At 59.5% G+C, this 16,885-nt stretch carries 18 protein-coding genes; 9 read left to right on the forward strand and 9 right to left on the reverse strand.

Going from position 1 to position 16,885, the window contains the following annotated elements:
* The first annotated feature begins 116 nt into the window (after positions 1 to 116).
* From ctaD to EOD15_RS02290, 5 genes are read left to right on the forward strand one after another with little or no spacing between them, the layout of a single operon-like run.
* On the forward strand, positions 117 to 1,988 hold the full coding sequence (ctaD, locus tag EOD15_RS02270) for a cytochrome c oxidase subunit I (protein WP_164761613.1): 1,872 nt from the start codon (positions 117 to 119) through the stop codon (positions 1,986 to 1,988).
* Positions 1,985 to 2,590: a cytochrome c oxidase subunit 3 gene (locus EOD15_RS02275; protein WP_127268121.1), complete on the forward strand. Its 606-nt coding sequence runs from the start codon at positions 1,985 to 1,987 to the stop codon at positions 2,588 to 2,590. Before ctaD ends, EOD15_RS02275 begins: the two co-directional genes overlap by 4 nt.
* A gap of 1 nt (position 2,591) precedes the next feature.
* A complete protein-coding gene (locus EOD15_RS02280) occupies positions 2,592 to 2,933 on the forward strand; it encodes a hypothetical protein (RefSeq protein ID WP_127318943.1) in 342 nt (113 codons plus the stop codon).
* Positions 2,930 to 3,808: a cytochrome c oxidase assembly protein gene (locus tag EOD15_RS02285; protein ID WP_127318945.1), complete on the forward strand. Its 879-nt coding sequence runs from the start codon at positions 2,930 to 2,932 to the stop codon at positions 3,806 to 3,808. The genes EOD15_RS02280 and EOD15_RS02285 overlap by 4 nt, the downstream gene beginning before the upstream one ends.
* The gene (locus EOD15_RS02290) at positions 3,789 to 4,205 is read left to right on the forward strand and encodes a c-type cytochrome (RefSeq protein ID WP_127318947.1); all 417 of its coding nucleotides are present in this window, start codon (positions 3,789 to 3,791) and stop codon (positions 4,203 to 4,205) included. The genes EOD15_RS02285 and EOD15_RS02290 overlap by 20 nt, the downstream gene beginning before the upstream one ends.
* A gap of 78 nt (positions 4,206 to 4,283) precedes the next feature.
* Here the strand turns inward: EOD15_RS02290 and EOD15_RS02295 are convergent, their stop codons facing one another.
* The 4 genes from EOD15_RS02295 to EOD15_RS02310 all read right to left on the reverse strand — a co-directional run bounded on the left by EOD15_RS02295 (position 4,284) and on the right by EOD15_RS02310 (position 7,581).
* Entirely contained in the window at positions 4,284 to 5,123 is an 840-nt protein-coding gene (locus EOD15_RS02295) for a DUF3618 domain-containing protein (RefSeq protein ID WP_127318949.1), read from the reverse strand.
* The gene (locus EOD15_RS02300) at positions 5,120 to 5,512 is read right to left on the reverse strand and encodes a phage holin family protein (RefSeq protein WP_127318951.1); all 393 of its coding nucleotides are present in this window, start codon (positions 5,510 to 5,512) and stop codon (positions 5,120 to 5,122) included. Before EOD15_RS02300 ends, EOD15_RS02295 begins: the two co-directional genes overlap by 4 nt.
* Positions 5,509 to 6,117, reverse strand: coding sequence for a DUF1206 domain-containing protein (locus EOD15_RS02305; RefSeq protein ID WP_127318953.1), 609 nt, complete (start codon positions 6,115 to 6,117; stop codon positions 5,509 to 5,511). The genes EOD15_RS02300 and EOD15_RS02305 overlap by 4 nt, the downstream gene beginning before the upstream one ends.
* Before the next feature lie 546 nt (positions 6,118 to 6,663).
* Positions 6,664 to 7,581, reverse strand: coding sequence for a hypothetical protein (locus tag EOD15_RS02310; RefSeq protein WP_164748700.1), 918 nt, complete (start codon positions 7,579 to 7,581; stop codon positions 6,664 to 6,666).
* A 356-nt stretch (positions 7,582 to 7,937) separates the two neighbouring features.
* Between EOD15_RS02310 and EOD15_RS02315 the strand changes: the two genes are divergently transcribed.
* On the forward strand, positions 7,938 to 9,110 hold the full coding sequence (locus EOD15_RS02315; RefSeq protein WP_127318955.1) for a glycosyltransferase: 1,173 nt from the start codon (positions 7,938 to 7,940) through the stop codon (positions 9,108 to 9,110).
* Between the two features lie 2 nt (positions 9,111 to 9,112).
* Positions 9,113 to 10,255, forward strand: coding sequence for a UDP-galactopyranose mutase (gene glf / locus EOD15_RS02320; protein ID WP_127318957.1), 1,143 nt, complete (start codon positions 9,113 to 9,115; stop codon positions 10,253 to 10,255).
* Positions 10,256 to 10,330: 75 nt separating this feature from the next.
* On the opposite strand, the gene EOD15_RS02325 is transcribed toward glf, so the two are convergent.
* On the reverse strand, positions 10,331 to 11,497 hold the full coding sequence (locus tag EOD15_RS02325) for a beta-glucosidase (RefSeq protein WP_127318959.1): 1,167 nt from the start codon (positions 11,495 to 11,497) through the stop codon (positions 10,331 to 10,333).
* Between the two features lie 454 nt (positions 11,498 to 11,951).
* Here EOD15_RS02325 and EOD15_RS02330 point away from each other — a divergent pair, with 454 nt between their 5' ends.
* Entirely contained in the window at positions 11,952 to 12,332 is a 381-nt protein-coding gene (locus tag EOD15_RS02330) for a hypothetical protein (RefSeq protein WP_164761611.1), read from the forward strand.
* Between the two features lie 150 nt (positions 12,333 to 12,482).
* On the opposite strand, the gene EOD15_RS02335 is transcribed toward EOD15_RS02330, so the two are convergent.
* The 4 genes from EOD15_RS02335 to EOD15_RS02350 form a co-directional block, all read right to left on the reverse strand.
* Positions 12,483 to 13,307, reverse strand: coding sequence for a Ku protein (locus EOD15_RS02335; protein ID WP_127318961.1), 825 nt, complete (start codon positions 13,305 to 13,307; stop codon positions 12,483 to 12,485).
* A gap of 568 nt (positions 13,308 to 13,875) precedes the next feature.
* Positions 13,876 to 14,085 (reverse strand): hypothetical protein, encoded by a 210-nt coding sequence (locus tag EOD15_RS02340; RefSeq protein WP_127408264.1) that lies wholly within the window; start codon positions 14,083 to 14,085, stop codon positions 13,876 to 13,878.
* Positions 14,086 to 14,224: 139 nt separating this feature from the next.
* Positions 14,225 to 14,398 carry a hypothetical protein gene (locus EOD15_RS02345; protein ID WP_127266475.1) on the reverse strand — a complete coding sequence of 58 codons (174 nt, stop codon included), beginning with the start codon at positions 14,396 to 14,398 and terminating at the stop codon, positions 14,225 to 14,227.
* A 335-nt stretch (positions 14,399 to 14,733) separates the two neighbouring features.
* Complete coding sequence (locus tag EOD15_RS02350) at positions 14,734 to 15,039, reverse strand: hypothetical protein (protein WP_127266474.1); 306 nt, start codon at positions 15,037 to 15,039, stop codon at positions 14,734 to 14,736.
* 1,092 nt (positions 15,040 to 16,131) lie between these two features.
* Here EOD15_RS02350 and EOD15_RS02355 point away from each other — a divergent pair.
* On the forward strand, positions 16,132 to 16,866 hold the full coding sequence (locus tag EOD15_RS02355; RefSeq protein ID WP_127318124.1) for a Crp/Fnr family transcriptional regulator: 735 nt from the start codon (positions 16,132 to 16,134) through the stop codon (positions 16,864 to 16,866).
* Positions 16,867 to 16,885 lie beyond the last annotated feature (19 nt).

The following is a 16,885-nucleotide window of genomic DNA, read 5'->3' on the forward strand; positions in this document are numbered from 1 at the left end:
GCTCATTTCAGCCCCTCGAGATAAGCGACGATGTCACAGGCGACCGCCACATCCCGGAACCAGACCCCGCCAAGGGCGACCTTGCTCCCGAACGTGACGGCCCCCGCGATACGGGCATGGATGATGCCAGCCTGCATCGCTGGCTCGAGCGCACCTGGCGGACGCCGTCCGGCATCGTAGGAGCGCTCTCGAGCGTCGATCACAAGGTGATCGCACGACGCTATTTGATCACCGCTTTCGTCTTCCTTGGTCTTGGCGGTCTCAACGCTGTCGCCATGCGTATCCAGCTTTCGGGACCGCAACGCGGCCTGATCGGGCCCGACCTCTACAACCAGCTGTTCACCATGCATGGCGTTACGATGATGTTTCTGTTCGCCGTGCCCATCGTGCAGGCGACCGGGATCTACCTGGTGCCGCTGATGGTGGGCACCCGCAACATCGCGTTTCCGCGCCTGAACGCGTTCAGCTATTGGATCTACGTCTCGGGCGGCGCTTTCGCCTGGGTGTCCTTCGCCCTCAACATGGCTCCTGATGTGGGCTGGTTCGCTTACGTGCCGCTGTCCGGCCCCGAATTCGCACCGGGCAAGCGCGCCGATGTCTGGGCGCAGATGATCACCTATACCGAAGTGTCGTCATTGGCCGTCGCTGTTGCGACCATCGTCACTGTGTTCAAACAGCGTGCCCCCGGCATGTCGCTGGACAAGATCCCACTCTATGTCTGGGCGATGCTGGTCACTTCCTTCGTCGTCGTCTTCGCGATGCCGGCGGTGATGATCACCTCGACTTTCCTGATCCTTGACCGCCTGGTCGGCACGCACATCTTCAACCCGGCGGAAGGTGGGGATGCTCTGCTGTTCCAACATCTCTTCTGGTTCTTCGGTCATCCGGAGGTTTACATCATCTTCCTGCCGGCGACGGGCATGGTGTCCGCGATCATTCCTGTTTTCGCCAGGCGACCGACATTCGGTCATCTCGGGCTGGTCCTGTCGCTGATCGCAGTCGGCTTCCTGTCGTTCGGGCTCTGGGTTCACCACATGTTCGCCACGGGATTGCCTAAGCTCGGCGCCAGTTTCTTCACCGCATCCAGCATGCTGATCGCCATTCCAAACGGCGTGCAGATCTTCTGCTGGCTTGCAACACTTTGGGACGGCCGGCCGGTGATCCGGACGCCATTGCTGTTCGTCTTCGGCTTCTTCTTCATCTTCGTCATCGGCGGGCTGACCGGCGTCATGCTCGCCTCTGTGCCATTGGATCTTCAGGTGCACGACACCTATTTCGTCGTCGCGCATTTCCACTACGTGCTGATCGGCGGCTCGGTGTTCCCGCTGCTTGGCGCGGCTTATTTCTGGTTCCCGAAGATCACCGGCCGCATGATGAGCGAACGCCTTGGACGGTGGCATTTCTGGCTGGCCTTCATCGGGTTCAATGCGGCCTTTTTCCCGATGCATCTCGTCGGCCTATGGGGCATGCCACGAAGGGTCTACACCTATCCGGCCGAGCTTGGCTGGGGCAACATCAACCTTTTCATCTCGGCAGGGGCGCTACTCTTCTTCCTGAGCTTTGTCCTGTTCACCTTCAATCTTGTGCATGGCGCGTTGAAAGGCACCTCGGCCGGCAACAATCCGTGGGACGCAGGAACCTTGGAGTGGGCAACGTCCTCGCCACCGCCGAGCTATAATTTCGCACGCATTCCCATCGTCACCCATATCGAGCCGCTCTGGGCCGAGCGCGAGGCGCTCCCTGTAGCGACCGGGCTCCGCGTCGATGCGCGCGAACTCCTCATCTCGACCTTGGCCGAAGCTTATCCCGATATTCGCGAGAAATCGGCCACACCGTCGATCTGGCCGCTTTTTGCGGCGCTAGCCGTCGGCGGCACGTTTCTCTATTCGATCTTCACGCCTTGGGCGATCGTCTGGGGCGCCGCGCCGATCGCCATCACGTTGATCGGTTGGTTCTGGCCGAAGGGCGATCCGGAGGACCAGGAATGAAGCAGCGCGCCGCCGCCGATCTTTCTGGCCTGCCGACCTTCGGGCACGGTCCGCGCAGCCCCACCTGGTGGGGCACGCTCGGCTTCATGGCTTTGGAAGGCACCGGTTTTGCGCTGGCAGCGGGCGCATATCTCTATCTTGCGCTGTCGTGGCCAGCGTGGCGGCTTAGCGCACCGCAGCCTGACCATTGGCCCGGAACGATCGTGACGATTTTGTTTGTCGTCAGCCTTGTGCCCAACCACGTCCTCCACCGCCACGCCAAGCAATGCTCCATGGTTCCGGTGCGGATCGGCCTGGTGGTCATGTCGCTGCTCGGCATCGCTCCGCTCGTCGTGCGCTGGTTCGAATTCCCCGCCCTCAACATCTATTGGGACACCAACGCCTATGGATCGATGCTCTGGGTGCTGCTTGGCCTGCACACCACGCACCTCATAACCGATGTCGGCGACACCATCGTGCTGACAGTGCTGATGTTCACGCGCCACGGCTATAGCGGCCGGCGCTTCGGCGATGTCGGCGACAATGTCTTCTACTGGGATTTCGTGGTCCTGACCTGGATCCCGATCTACGTGCTCATCTATTGGGCGCCGAGGCTAGGCTGAGATGCGAGCGTTGCGGTTGGGAACGTCCTGGGGTGGTCTTCTGTCAGGTCCGCTGGCCTGGGCGGTCTCGACACAGCTGAATTATGCGCTGGTGCCTTGGCAATGCAACCGTCAGGTGCCGGTCGTGCTTCCCGTGGCGCTGCTGCTCGTCTTGTTGTCGCTGCTCGGCGGGGCGCTGTCGTGGCGGGCGAAGCGGCGAGGCGGTGCCGCATTCAAGCCGGAGCGTACGCGCGGCACAGAGCGCTTCGTCGCCAATCTCGGGATGTTGTCGGCGTTGCTGTTTGCGCTTGTGATCCTCATGCAAGGCAGCGCGGCGCTGATCCTGGATGGGTGCCTGCGATGAACCTGGACGCGCTGTTCCCTACTTCCATCTGCTACGGCGCCGGCGCGCCCGGGGCCGGGTGGACGCTCGCGCTGCCCATCACCCTGCCACTCGCCGTGCTTGCCCTGGTATATGTCGTTGGCGCTGGCCGGCTTTGGCGGCGCAGCAGCCGCGGCAGGACTCTGCGGCTGCGCCAAGCTCTGCTGTTCACGGCCGGATGGAGCGTGTTGACAGCCGCATTGGTCAGCCCGATTCATGTGCTCGGCGAGCAGGTCTTTGCGGCGCATATGATCGAGCATGAGCTGCTGATGGCCGTGGCGGCGCCGCTGTTGGTCTCTGCCTGCCCGGCTGCGGCCTTGATGTGGGGCCTACCCATCCGGTTTCGGCGCATCCTGGGAATTGCCGGACACGCCAATTGGCTGAGGGTGGTCTGGGCCTTCGCAACGCGGCCGATCAGCGCGACCACTATCCACGGCATTGCTATATGGATTTGGCACATTCCGGTGTTGTTCGAGGCCGCGCTCGAACGCGGCGTACTGCACTATGCACAGCACGCGAGCTTCTTCGGAACAGGGCTGCTGTTCTGGTGGGTCCTCTTGCCGCGTCCCGGCCGCCAGCATGCCTATGGGAGCGCAGTGATGCACCTCTTTGTCACCTCGCTGCATACCGGGCTGCTCGGCGTTCTCCTGTTGCTCTCGCCACGCCTCTGGTACCCGGAGAACGCCGTGGGAGCGGCACTGTGGAATTTGAGCCCCCTGGAGGACCAGCAACTTGCCGGACTGGTGATGTGGGTTCCGGCTGGATTGATATATGGCGGCGCAGCGCTGCTGCTGGTCGCGTTGTGGATCAAGGCGAGCGGAAGGAGGGAGGCGGCGCATGCGTACGAGCTTGTCTAAACTGCTTGCCGCCGTCATCGCCGCGCTGGTGCTGCTCGTCGCGGCCGTGGCCGGAATGACCTGGTGGTCCGATCGGGCCGCGCGCGTCCGCCACGAGGCGGAGGCGGCCACGGGCGGTGACACTGCGAGGGCCTTGCCGATCATGACTGCGAATGGCTGTTCCGGCTGCCATACGATTACGGGCGTGCCGGGCGCGCAAGGGCAGGTCGGTCCTCGCCTGGATGCCAGCCTTGCTGGCCGCATCTTTATCGGTGGCGGGCTGGCCAACAATCCAGAGAACCTGATCCGCTGGATACGATCGGCAAGGGAAGTCGATCCGCACACGGCCATGCCATCGACACGGATCACGGAGCAGCAGGCGCGCGATATCGCGGCCTACCTCTACGCTCTAAAATGATTTTAGCGGTCCATCGTCTGAACAACAACGCCGGCCCTTCTGAAGGGACCGACTATCGTTGATCCAGGATCATTTGAGCTAGGTTTGACGCTCAGACGGATCGGCAATCCGTTCACGCACGGCATGCTCGGTTTTATCTGCTGTAGACTTCACGATCTCGCCGAGCTGATCAGCCATCGTGCCTGCTTCCATATGTTGCCGGCCAGCTTCCTGCTTGATGGTCTCATAGGCGTCGGCGGCGACCTGCTTGGCCTCATCGAGACCCCTGTCGAGCATGGTTCCGGCAGTATCGCGAAGCTTATCACCAAAGGCGCCTAGTTGCTCATCCTCCGTTGCGGTATGCGGCAGCATTGCACCTATAGCGGCGCCGATGGCGAGACCGACGGCCGCTACGGCCAAGGGTTGGTCCTCCAACAGATCTTGCGCGGAGCGGCTCGCTTTTGCCGCCATGTCACCAGTCCTCGAGCTTGCATTGGCAGCGCTTCCCGTCAGACCCGCCGCAGCGGCCCTTGCGGTGCTCGATATGGTATCGCCGACGCTGGTAGCGCTCGATGAGAGCGATTCCGCGGCATCGGAGAGCGTGCCGCCGAAGCCGCCGCGCTCCCCTTCATCATGTCGTCCCGGCGCTGAAGGCAATGGGTAGCCAGCCGAACCGTGGGCCGTGTTTGAGGTACCGCTGCCGAACATCAGCCAAGCAAGACCCGCGCCGACCATGGTGACCGGCAAAGGATTGTCTCGGACCTGCGTTCTGAGATTGCTGAGCATGGCCGAGCTCTCCCCTCCCGAGAACAGCCCGGTGAACTCATCCAGCAATTGTCCGGGCGTCATCTTGCCTCGAATGGATTCGGCGGTCTCCATCACCCGGGCGCGAGCTGCCTCGGCCTCGCGTTCAAGTTCGGCTGCGGATTTCTCTTTCATCTCACCTGTTCCTTGATCACGCTCGCGTCGCGCTTGAGCTGTTCCTGGGTCCGGTCGGGGGTAAGTTCCGAAGGCGCCATGCTGGCCATCCCGGTCCGCAGCAGGATGACGCCGAGAACCGCCACAACCACACCGACCAGCAGGGAAGACCACCCCGCGCCAAGCCCTGCCCGCGTCAGTGCGATAACGAGTGCCTGCAGCAACACCAATAGCGCGGCGAGCAGGCAGATCGCGCCGCCCAGCACTTCCGCGGCACCTGCTCCGGCTTTGGCAAGCTTTTCAGAGAGCTCCGCCCGAAACAGCCTGGCCTCGGTTTGCACCAGAGTGGTGACATTCTGGGCCAAGTCGGTGATCAGTCCGGTAAGGCTGGGATTGTCCTGAGTGTTCATCTGTCCTGCTCCGCGTTCTGCGTGGCCCCATCATCGCCGACGAGGCCAGAATCCTGGGAACGATCAGCGGACCAATCCTGTTCCCGATCGGTGTGTGATCTGAAGTCTTCCGGATCATCCTGAAATTCGGGCCTTGTCGGCGGAGAAGCCTTGATGAACCGCCCGAGAGCCAATCCGGCCAATACCGATCCGGCAAGCAGGACACCGGGATTTTGCCGGCCAAAGGACTGCACGTCCTCCAGGACCTGGCCGAACGGTTTCTGTTTCAATGACGATGAAAGCCGCTCCAAGCCACCGGCGGCATCCAATGCGAACTTCGATGCGTTCCTTTCATCGTTGTTGGCCAGATGGTCACTGGCCGCGCGCAGTGCGCCGCCCAGCGCCGCCAGACTCGATCCGATGTCGCGCTGAGCTTCCTCCGCCTTGTCGGAAATCGCATCCCTGGCTTCAGATGCATAATCGCCAGCCTTACGGGTCACCGTGTCACGCGCGTCGTGAAGCAGCTCGCTGGCACGTTCTTGTTCCTGGCGAAGCCTGTCGGAAACGTCGCTTTTCGCCTTGTCGAAATCGGTGGGCTGTCCGCCCTGATCGTTCTCATGCTGCATGGGCCACCTAGTGAAGACCGAGGAAGGAGAGGACCGCGAGCACGACAACGATAAGGCCGATAAGATAGATGACACTGTTCATGTGCACGTCCTCCGTGGCTTCCCAACTTCGTGGAACCTCCGATGTTCCACTAGGTGAAAGCATTTATGATCAGGCTGAAACGGAGAGCTCGTCAGGCACGCAACAATCAGGAATGAGCTGAGCTGCCCCTCGTGCGGAGCTTCAGTGGCTCGAGTACAAACCTCCCGACTGCGCACGGGTCGAGCGGAAGGCCGCCGGTTGCCTCGGCTTTGGCTGACCTTTGTCTATTCGGCTGTCCGCCTGTCGATCATCTGCTCGCTCTGGACGCCCGGCACGTCCCTGCGCTGTTGGACGCCTTCAACGAAGCGAGGATGAAGGCATAGAATACGTGCTGATGTTTCATTCTCCTGCGGGAAGGAGCAGAGATATTCAGTTCGCCCATGTCTTCGAACGCCGCGAGCGACTGCTGCATGGTGTCGTGTGCACGCGCTCCGACGGATTGTTCCGTCCGAGCAACACCTAAATCATGCAACCTTGGAAAACAGGGCGACGTCGCATCTGGCCAAGCCGTAGCGCCACCGATGATCGGTCGTGGCGACCCGGCTTTGGTAAAACAGCGAAAGTTGGCCCCCTTCGATCATCACGGTCGAGTGGCCGTTCTCTCCCGGCTGGCCTGGTTCCAGCACCGGTCCCATCGACACATAAGGTCCAGCAACATCATCGGCGATGGCAAAAAACACGCGTTGCCGGTTTCCCCGAAGGCCATTCGGGAGAAAGCAAGTGGCATTGAGAAGCACGCGGCCATCCGGCAATTCGACCAGTTGTGCGCCCTCTATCCCCCATTCGTAGTCGGGATCCTCTCTCGTGTTGTGGTGAGGAACTTCATTATGGTCGAGGATCTTGCCGATCCGCTTCCAAGGGCCGAACCATGAATCGGATTGGCTACGCGCGAGATAGATGTCGGGCTGTGGCACCCTGGTGAATTTTGGCATGGCGGAATAGACGAGGTAGCGCTTGCCGCCAATAACTGCGGGATGCGGATCGTAAATGCCATCTTCCTCCGTGTCCGGGATGGCGAGGATTGCCGGGCTAAGAACCACCCAATGGAACCCGTCATTGGAAACCGCATGCTCGCAGCGGCCACCAGACTTCATGAACTCGGTCTGGATGAACATGTGAAAGACGCCACTTTCGTGAATGACCCCCGGAGCCGCAACACCACTCCCATTGATAGGAAGCTCGATCGACTGATGCTCGGTCCACGGCCCATAAAGTTCCGGCGCCGTGGCATGCAGGATCCTCCACGTCTCGCTGGTCACCGTGCCGCTCGAGCCGAAGACGTGCCACAGGCTGCCATCAAAGACGGGGCAAGGGTCTTTGAGATCATCCACGCTTTGCGGATGAAACAGCGGAAAAACATTGGTTGAAAAGTCGATCTTCATATCAGCCCCGGAATTCGCCTGGCACGGACTCGCCAGTGATGCGGGCGAATCAACTTGATGTCCTGCACATTTTATAACCAGCGACTTAAACGCAAATACGGCAGGTCAGTTCTCCACCGACATTCCCCCGTCGCTCACGCTTTCAAAGCCCGGCGACGCGTGGTGGCCGTTCTCAGCTCCGCGGAAATATCGTCGCATCCATCATCCGAGCGGTGACTGAGAGCTCTTCACTTCACCTTGGAACAACTCACGCGGTGGAAAGTTAGGAGCTGGTACCGAAGTCTATTTCTCCTCCATCTGCGATTAACAAATGTTAGTCGCAGCATAAATTAAAGATTACAGGAAGGAAAATCTCAATGGAAGCAGCCTTGGGCAGGGTGTCCGCCAGTAAACACGCTGGCAGGGAAAATCTACTGGTTTGCTTCTCGCACTTGCGTTGGAATTTCGTCCATCAACGCCCGCAGCATATTCTCACTCTTGCATCCATGCAGCAGAGAGTGATCTACTTTGAAGAGCCTCTTTTTGAAGAACTGCCACAGCCGCTGATGCGGACGAGCGAGGCATCGCCAAACATTCTAATTGTGACACCAGTGCTTCCGCTCGGCGCGTCGGCCACGAAATCAGATGCCGTCCAGCGGAGATTTGTGCAGCAGATCATAGCTTCTATGCCGCACAGCCGGCTGATCGCCTGGTACTACACGCCGATGGCTCTTCGCTTCACGGAGTTCCTTGACCCAGACATATGCGTCTACGACTGCATGGACGAACTCTCCGCCTTCAAGAATGCGCCGCCCGAACTGGCGCAGATGGAAAAGGAACTTCTGCGCCGCGCCGATCTCGTTTTCACCGGTGGCCTGAGCCTGTTCGAGACCAAGCGCCGCCTGCATCAGGCCATTTACCCCTTTCCGAGCAGCATCGATGTGAAACACTTTCACAAGGCAAGGCTGCCAGGAAAGGACCCCATCGACCAGGCCGGCATTCCTCACCCGAGGGTGGGGTATTTCGGCGTCATCGACGAGCGGCTGGACGTCGACCTCGTGGCGCTAGCGGCGCGGACCATGCCGGACGTGCATTTCGTCATGATCGGCCCCGTTGTCAAAATCGATCCTGCAATCCTGCCGAAGGCCGACAACCTGCATTGGTTGGGCGCCAAGGCCTACTGCGACCTGCCCGATTATCTGCGCCATTGGGATGCCGGGTGGATGCCGTTTGCGCTCAACGAAGCGACCCGGTTCATCAGCCCAACCAAGACGCCAGAGTTTCTGGCGGCGGGCCTGCCGGTGATCTCGACGGCGATCGTTGACGTTGTGCGCAGCTACGGCGCTGCTGGGCTGGTGGAGATCGCCGACGGTGACGACTTGGATAGCAAGCTGCGCTCCCTGCTTTTGCGACCGCGCGAGATGCTGCTGCCGCAAGTCGATGCCTACCTGGCTGACATGTCGTGGGAAAGAACATGGAAGGCCATGGCCGCTCACATTGAGGGCGCCTACCGACGCAAGAAGGTCGTCCCGCTCCGCAGGAGCGCATAGCCATGTTCGATTGGCTGATCGTGGGCGCGGGGTTTGCCGGCAGCGTGCTTGCTGAAAGGATAGCCTCCCAGCGTCATGAAAGCGTTCTCCTGGTCGACCGCCGCAGCCATGTCGGCGGCAACGCCTACGATTGCTACAATGAAGCCGGCATCCTCATCCATCGTTACGGGCCCCATATTTTTCACACCAACAGCCAGTCGATCGTGGACTACCTCTCGCAGTTCACCCAATGGCGCCCATACGAGCACAGGGTTCTGGCGGCGGTCGACGGGAAACTGCTTCCCATCCCGATCAATCTCGACACGATAAACCGCCTTTATGGCCTCGAGTTGAATTCCGCACAGTTGGAGGAGTTCTTCGCATCGCGGCGCGAGACGGTAGAGGACGTGCGAACGGCCGAGGATGTTGTCGTCAGCACCGTGGGACGCGAGCTCTACGAGAAGTTCTTCCGTGGCTATACAAGGAAGCAATGGGGCGTCGATCCGAACCAGCTGAGCAAATCAGTGACGGCACGAGTGCCGACCAGGACCAACCGCGATGACCGCTATTTCAGCGACAGCTTCCAGAAGATGCCTGCCGGCGGATACACGAGGATGTTCGAGCGCATGCTCGATAACCCGAACATCAAGGTAATGCTGCAGACCGACTTCCGCGAAATTCGTGACAAAATACCATTCAACCGCCTGATCTATACCGGCCCGATAGACGAATATTTCGGCTGGCAGCTAGGGCGTCTTCCTTATCGTTCGCTCCGTTTCGAGCACGTCACACTCGACCAAGAGCAGTTTCAGCCGGTTGCCGTCGTCAACTACCCCCAGACGGAAGATTACACCCGCATCACCGAGTACAAACATTTGACCGGCCAACGGAGCGTGCGGACCAGCCTGACATACGAATATCCCTCCGATATCGGGGACCCGTATTATCCGGTGCCGCGGGCCGAAAACGAAGAGCTCTACAAGCGCTACGAAGCGCTCGCCGCAACCTGTCCCGACGTGTGGTTTGTCGGCCGCCTGGCAACCTACCGCTACTACAACATGGATCAGGTGGTCGGGCAGGCCCTGGCAACCTTCGCACGCATTCAAAAGAGCGTCCCGGAATGGGCGGGCGTGGGGAATACGTCGTTGGCCGAAGGGGCGCTGTAGCTCCCCCACCTGGACCCGGGAGCATCGGCGCGGGGCCGACAGGCGCTCGCGCAGTCCCTCGTGCAGCTCATGTGTTTAACGCGTCGGGTTCGCCGCGAACAAAGCTTGCTGGCGGGCCAATTCGTCCGCGACGGGCTTGCGGACGTGTCGGCTGCCGTCCGCCTGGACGACTGAAAACAATCCCACCTCCGCATGCCGCGAATTGTCCCAGCCCGGATAGGCGGTTACCGGGTAAAGGCAAATACCTTCGATCGGGGCTTTGAGGCTTTCTGCGGCACGCACCTCGTCGCAGACATAGTGGAGCCAAGCCGGCCCGCCAGACCCCTCGGAGCCGGTCTCGGCGATGAACATAGGCTTGCTATATCGATGCGCGACTTCGATCAGCATCTCCGATAGGGCACGGTACTCGTGATGCCCCATCGGAATCGTCGGCCCGTTTAGGTACCACTGATTGTGTGGATAAAAATTCAAGCCAACGACGTCGACGACATCTTCGCTCCCACCCAGCTCAGGTTCGGCCCGGCCCAGCAGCATGTCGTAAGCTTCGAACTGTCCCTGACGGGCATTTTCGGCCCGGCGCCGTTCGATGCGGGTCCGGTCGCGAGGAGCGATGTGGATAAGGGGCTCGGCCCAGACAAATCTGCAAGCGGGATCGACCTCCCGCATCGCGCGAACGCCGGCTATTGCTGCTTTCACGAGGTGCCGCTTGAACCATCCCCGCTTCTTCGGGCCGACGCGCGGGAAATAGCCGACCTCAACAGCCCAGGCGAAAAACGAAATTTCGTTGATCGGGCACAACAGAGGCGCTGTACCGGCGATTGAACGATGAACCCTCACAGCTTCCGCGGCGAACGAGGCATAGGCATCGATGAAATGCATCGATCCCTGATCGACATGGTCTGGAGATCCGTAGTGGAAGATGTCCCAGATGACCTGGACACCCGCCGATTGCGCTGCTTCGACCATCGGCGTCCAGCTTGACCAGTCATAGGTTCCAGGAGCGGTTTCGATGAGGTGCCAGCGCAAACCGTCGCGGATGGTCCGAAGACCGAGTTCGGCGCAACCGCGGTAGTCGCCCAGGGCATGCAAATAATGCGACGTGGCGCGGATAAGATCGAGGCGAACGCCGTCCTTGCGCCGGTGCGACGAGCACTCGAAGCCAGCCATGAAAAAACTGGCGAACGGCGACGTGCCCGCAATCGAAGTCACCTCATTGCCTGCGCTGTGTCCTGCTTCGCTCATGCGAAGTCTCCTTAGGGCATTTGGGCTCAATCTCGGCTGCCGAATGCAGATCGGGAACAGCCATAGCAATCCGGCAGCCGTCTCTCATCCGCCAGGCTGCACATTGGTTCTGTGCTTAACGGGATGGTTCCAAACCGGATGGTCGAGGCTTTGTTCCCGATCGAACCCACCGGAAGGCAGACAGCAGCTAGGGAAGAAGCTGCGCAAGGCAAGTCGGGGGTCACACAGCCGTCATCGGATGATCCACCGCTCCGACGAAGGTAGGGAACAGTACGTTCAAACGACTTTCCGACATCGATCATGCCAGGCGAGAGGATCGCAGCGACGTCGCCTGGAGTATCGAGCCGCTCCGCCGATCTTCCCGGTAAAGCCCGGCATTCGCTTCAAGCGGGAACATTGGTTGCCTCAACAAGTTTGATCGCCATAGCAATGGCCGCAGCGGGCGGGCGCACGGATGAGACATCTGGTCAAAGATATCCTGATCGAAATCGCTGAAATGCTTCCGGCCATCACTCAAAAGGGCGAAAGCTCGGCCGAAGCACTGCCCGTCCATGCGCCGAACTTCCCCCACGATCTGGAGCCGGTGATCCGGGCAGACCCTTCCTACCAAGTGCCATCGCAACGCACCGACGATCGGCATGAATCAGTCGCAGTCCCGAGCAAGCCGCAAGCTCTATGGAGGGATATGGTGCCGGCTGTGACGATCGTACCTTTGCCAGTCACTGTAGATGAAGGCGCGGTCAACGCTCACGCCTCCGACGGGCAGCATGCACGGCGTCGAGTGCCGAGCGAACGGCTTCAACGTTTGAGGCGTGAGGCTGGGCTCACGGCCTGAAGATCCAGCGGCCGTTGGGCCTGCGCCTCTTTATCGCGCATCGCTTCGGCGCCGACATGAACTTTGCTCACACCCAGTACGCTTCTAACCTAGCACTGCAATTGCACTGGTTCTTTTCAGCACCGCCGCGTTGGTGATCGCTATCTTTGACTATGCTGATTTGCGGCTCTTGGCCTTTGGCCGGTCTTGGCCGATGCCTTCCTTGGCGAGGCTCTTTCGAAGAACCGAGGCCAGGTCGACCACGTTCTCCTGGGGCTTTGGTGCCGGTTTCGGGGGTTTTTTGCCCTTGCGTTTGGCGTCGATCATGGCAATCAGCGCATCCTCGTAGGTATCCTCGAATTTCGAAGGATCGAACTTTGTCACCTTCTTGTCGATGAGAAGCCCCGCGATTTCGAGCAGATCCGCATCATACTTTGGGCTTTTCACATCGTCGAAGACGGTGTCTTCCGACGTCATCTCATTGTGGGTCCGTAGCTCGGTCAGCAACATCCCTTTTCCAAGGGGCTGTATCAACACTTCGCGCCCGCGCTGATAGAGTACGACGCAGGAGCGTGCCGCAACGCGCTTCTTGGCCATCGCATCGCGCAGGACGGCAAAGGCCTCCAGAGAGGCACCGTCTGCCGGGATCAAATAGTATGGTTTCTCCAGAAAGCGTGTGTCGATGTCGGCAACCGGAACGAAGGAATCGACGTCAAGTGTATGCTGCGACGTCAGTTTCAGTTTCTTTATCTCGTCCGGCTCGACGTGAATGAAATCACCCTTGTCCGCCTCATACCCTTTGATCTGATCCTCGGCTTCGACAACATCGCCGGTCTCTTCATCGACATAGGCGCTTTTGACGGGTAAACCGTCCTTGCGGTTCAAAATCTTGAAGTGGATCTTGGATGCCTCACTTGTGGCACCAACTATCTTCACCCCGCATGACACGGAACCGACCCTCAGAAAGCCCTTCCACACCGCGCGTGGCGCAACCATGCCGTTTCTCCTAGACCTCGATCTCGGCACAACGTCAGGCACACGGTTCTGTTCCGCGACGTGCGCCGGCGTCTTTACGATCGCAGGAGCAGACGTTGCTTCCACAAGCACACGAGGTGCTCAAGGGTGCTTCAAATGCATCGGAGCTCTGGCTCAGTGCGACAAAAAGCGTTCGCGTAAGGGAGTCGGCAGGATCAAGCGGACCAAGCTCGGTTGAGTGACCGTGCCGACCTTAACTGGACACAAGCGTGGGCCGAATGCCCTGACGCATACGCTACCGGCACAAGGGGAATGCTACAGTTACGCGCGAAGGATTCGTCGTGAACGTGGCGCAATCTATCCCCGAGTTGCAACGGTAATCACGTTCCGGACCGAATAGTATCACGGCGAAGCCGTGCTACTCTGGCGTCCCAAGCCCTGCCAACTATTCCCCGTAGGTCATCGGCCGATTCCTCCAAGACATAGCAACTCAGTCGACATTCCGCCCGCAGGATCTCCCCTTGCGCAGAAAGCTCCTTGTGCTGGCGAATAAGATCATCCAGGCGGTCCAGATAAGGTGCGCGGCTCATCAGCCTTCACCCCGCAGCATCTCTTCGAAAGTAGCTTCATCGAAGCAGGCTCCGGAGTGCTGGAACAGCCACATCAGACGGGCGCTCAGTGCCTCGGCCTCGACGCTGCCTTCTGCTAGCGCACGCTCTTTGCAGGCCCGCTGGAACACCTGCTGTAGGAGGGCGAGTTCTTCGGGATTTGCAACGCCGATGGTAGCGGGAGCGGTCATGGCTTCCTCCGTTGGGGCGGAAGCATGTTCTTCGCTCACAGCCGGCGGTGCCCTGAAACTACCGCCGATGAGAGTAGACTACGCTCATATTGGCGAGAGTCGATTGAATAATAATTTAGTCACGACAGGCAGGAGCATTCTAATGCCGCTCTTTCAAAAATCGGGCCTCACGAAGCAGCGAATTCCAATCCGTGCCGATAAGCTTGATCAGACCGCGCGCATCCGGCTCCGAAATGCCGACTTCTTCAGACAAACGTCGGGCAAGCAATTGCTCATTGCCCTTCTTCACACGGCCGTCGCCATCCTTTTTCATTGGTTCCTCCTTGGGAAGCCAACTTACGGAATGACCTTTCGTTTCATGGAATAAGAAAAAGCCCGCCGTCCCATTAGCGGCAGCGGCGGGCCGTCCCTGGGATAACGGGACTCGCTGGGGTGTTGGTTTCCCCTGCTGTCGCGGGCGGTGCAAGGTGCCACCTGGGGTGAAGCAACACGGCACACCTCGCGAGCGACTCGCCGCGAAACGACAAGACCTTGGTCTGGTATCGACCCGCCGTGCCGACCTAGCACGACGGGCGTTCAAGAGCGGCTACACCCTGAGAGTCGACCCCTTTGCATCAATCGGGAACAGGGCAACAGTTCCAAGACACGTCAGCAGCCTTCCGTGGTCTTTTTCATCTGGCCAGGAGCAGCCGAGTTAGCATCGGTATCCTGTTGACCTGGCGCGGCCTGCTTAGCGCTGCCAGTTTGTTGACCTGGAGCGCAGTCCTTGGCGGAGTTCGAGTTAGAGTTCGTTCCACTCGTGGTGGTCGAATCCGTTCCCTGATCGGTCGTAGTGCTCGGCATTGTCTGGGTCGTCGAGGTCGACGATCCGCCTGTGGTCGTGGTGGTCGATTGCGCAACAGCGAGGCCAGTTGACAGTACCATAATGGCTGAAGCCAAAAGAACCTGTTTCATGATCAACTCCATATTGGAATGTCCCTTCGGTACCGAACTTCGCTGCGAAAAGACGGTTCCAAGAAAAAATTCGCAATCGCATGCACCTCACGTTTGGACGGGCCCGCACCACTTGCGCGCGTCGGGGCGAGCGTCAGCGGGTAAGCGACCTAGCCCTTGGATCGACCTTTCTTGAATGATTGCGAAGCCTTGGCTTCGGCAGCAAGGCGTTGTTCTCGAAGTCGCGCAGTTTTTGTATCTCGCGCCTCTCTCTCGGCCGCGTTAGCAATCTTTGCCTCACGGTCTGCGCGCTCCAATCGGTCTTTGTCGACGCTTCGCCGGGACACATTGGCCTCCTACCAGAAGACCGTTGAATTTACAGTTTGCTAAAATGTTCCCCGCGATACGGCATGTTCCACGCAATGTGGCGGACTTCCCGGCCCTTCCGGGGAACCAGCAATGCAAAAGCCCGCTACCGGGAGGCAGGGGCCTTGAGAGACAGGCAACTTGGAGAAGGGCCGGCCCAACAAGCTTCCTTTGTAGTACCAATCAGTGCGGCCTTTAGTCAGTCGGCCCCGAGCTGAGGGGCGATGAGCCGGGCGAAGCCCTCACCGCCGACAGTCGCTCACGCTTGTCAAAATGAGCCTCCTGATTCGCTATCTCCCTTCGGCTGTCGCATAATCACATACCGCGTCGCCTCGGCTTGGGTGCGTTCAATCGCAAGCCAAACGCGAGATGGCCAAGGGATTATCACCCCTTTCTGGCCTGCCGCTTTCTTTCTTGCGGCTTGTGCGGAATTCTGGCGGGCTCAACGGAGCTGGAGCCCCTGATGTGACGTCAAAATTCGAACCCAGCCTATGTCATAGGTTAATGCACGGCCTAGGCGGCTCCCTTAAGGGTGCGGCTTATTCACGTCGGGAGCGTTGCCGCACCCCAAGCGAGCAACCGAACGTGGCCTCTTCTACCGCTGGGCACTGAGGTCCCAACCAGGGGTCCTGGGTGCGTTCGCGTCTTTCCCAACTGCCGACCCATCAGTCCGGCGCCTCTTTACGGCTACCCGGAACTTTTGAAGCGAATGCAAGTTCGATAATCAACATCAGCTAGGTAGCCAATTTGTCACCCACCTCATCCTTGGATGTCCTTATTCGCAAGCTCCAGAGCATCTCGGATCTCCGAGAGGCCGATATCGAGGTTTTGAAAGGCATCCAAATTCAGGAGAAGGATTTTTTGGCCAACTACGACCTGGTGCGTGAGGGTGACCGCCCTGTCAATTCGTTCGTGGTTTTGGATGGCCTGCTCGGTTCCACCAAACTTACCGGCGACGGCAAACGGCAGATTACATCCTTCTTTGTGGCTGGGGATATTCCCGATCTGCACGGACTGCATCTGTCGGTCATGGATTGCAATTTTACGACCCTGACAGCAGCCAGACTGGGCTTCATGCGACATGACGCTCTTCGCACCATTTGCGAACAGCATCCTCGAATCGCGACGGCTTTTTGGCGGTCGACGCTGATCGATGCAGCGGTTTACAGAGAATGGGTAACGAATGTGGGAAGACGCGAGGCATACACGCGCATGGCTCACATCTTGTGCGAACTGATCTTTCGCTTGCGCTCGGTTGGACGCATCCAGGATCACGTCGCGGATCTTCCCATTACCCAGGCAGCACTTGGCGATGCATTGGGCTTGTCTACAGTCCACGTCAACCGAATGCTTCAGGAACTTCGACGTAGGGGCCTCATCGCCACGACGGGGTCAAGAGTGCATGCTCTTGATTGGCCCGGCCTCACTCGTGCAGGTGATTTCGACACAACCTACCTGCACCAAAGGAACCCCGCAGCTTAGTGGTGACGGAAGCTCTCGG

Source organism: Mesorhizobium sp. M7A.T.Ca.US.000.02.2.1, assembly GCF_003996995.1.
GTDB lineage: Bacteria > Pseudomonadota > Alphaproteobacteria > Rhizobiales > Rhizobiaceae > Mesorhizobium.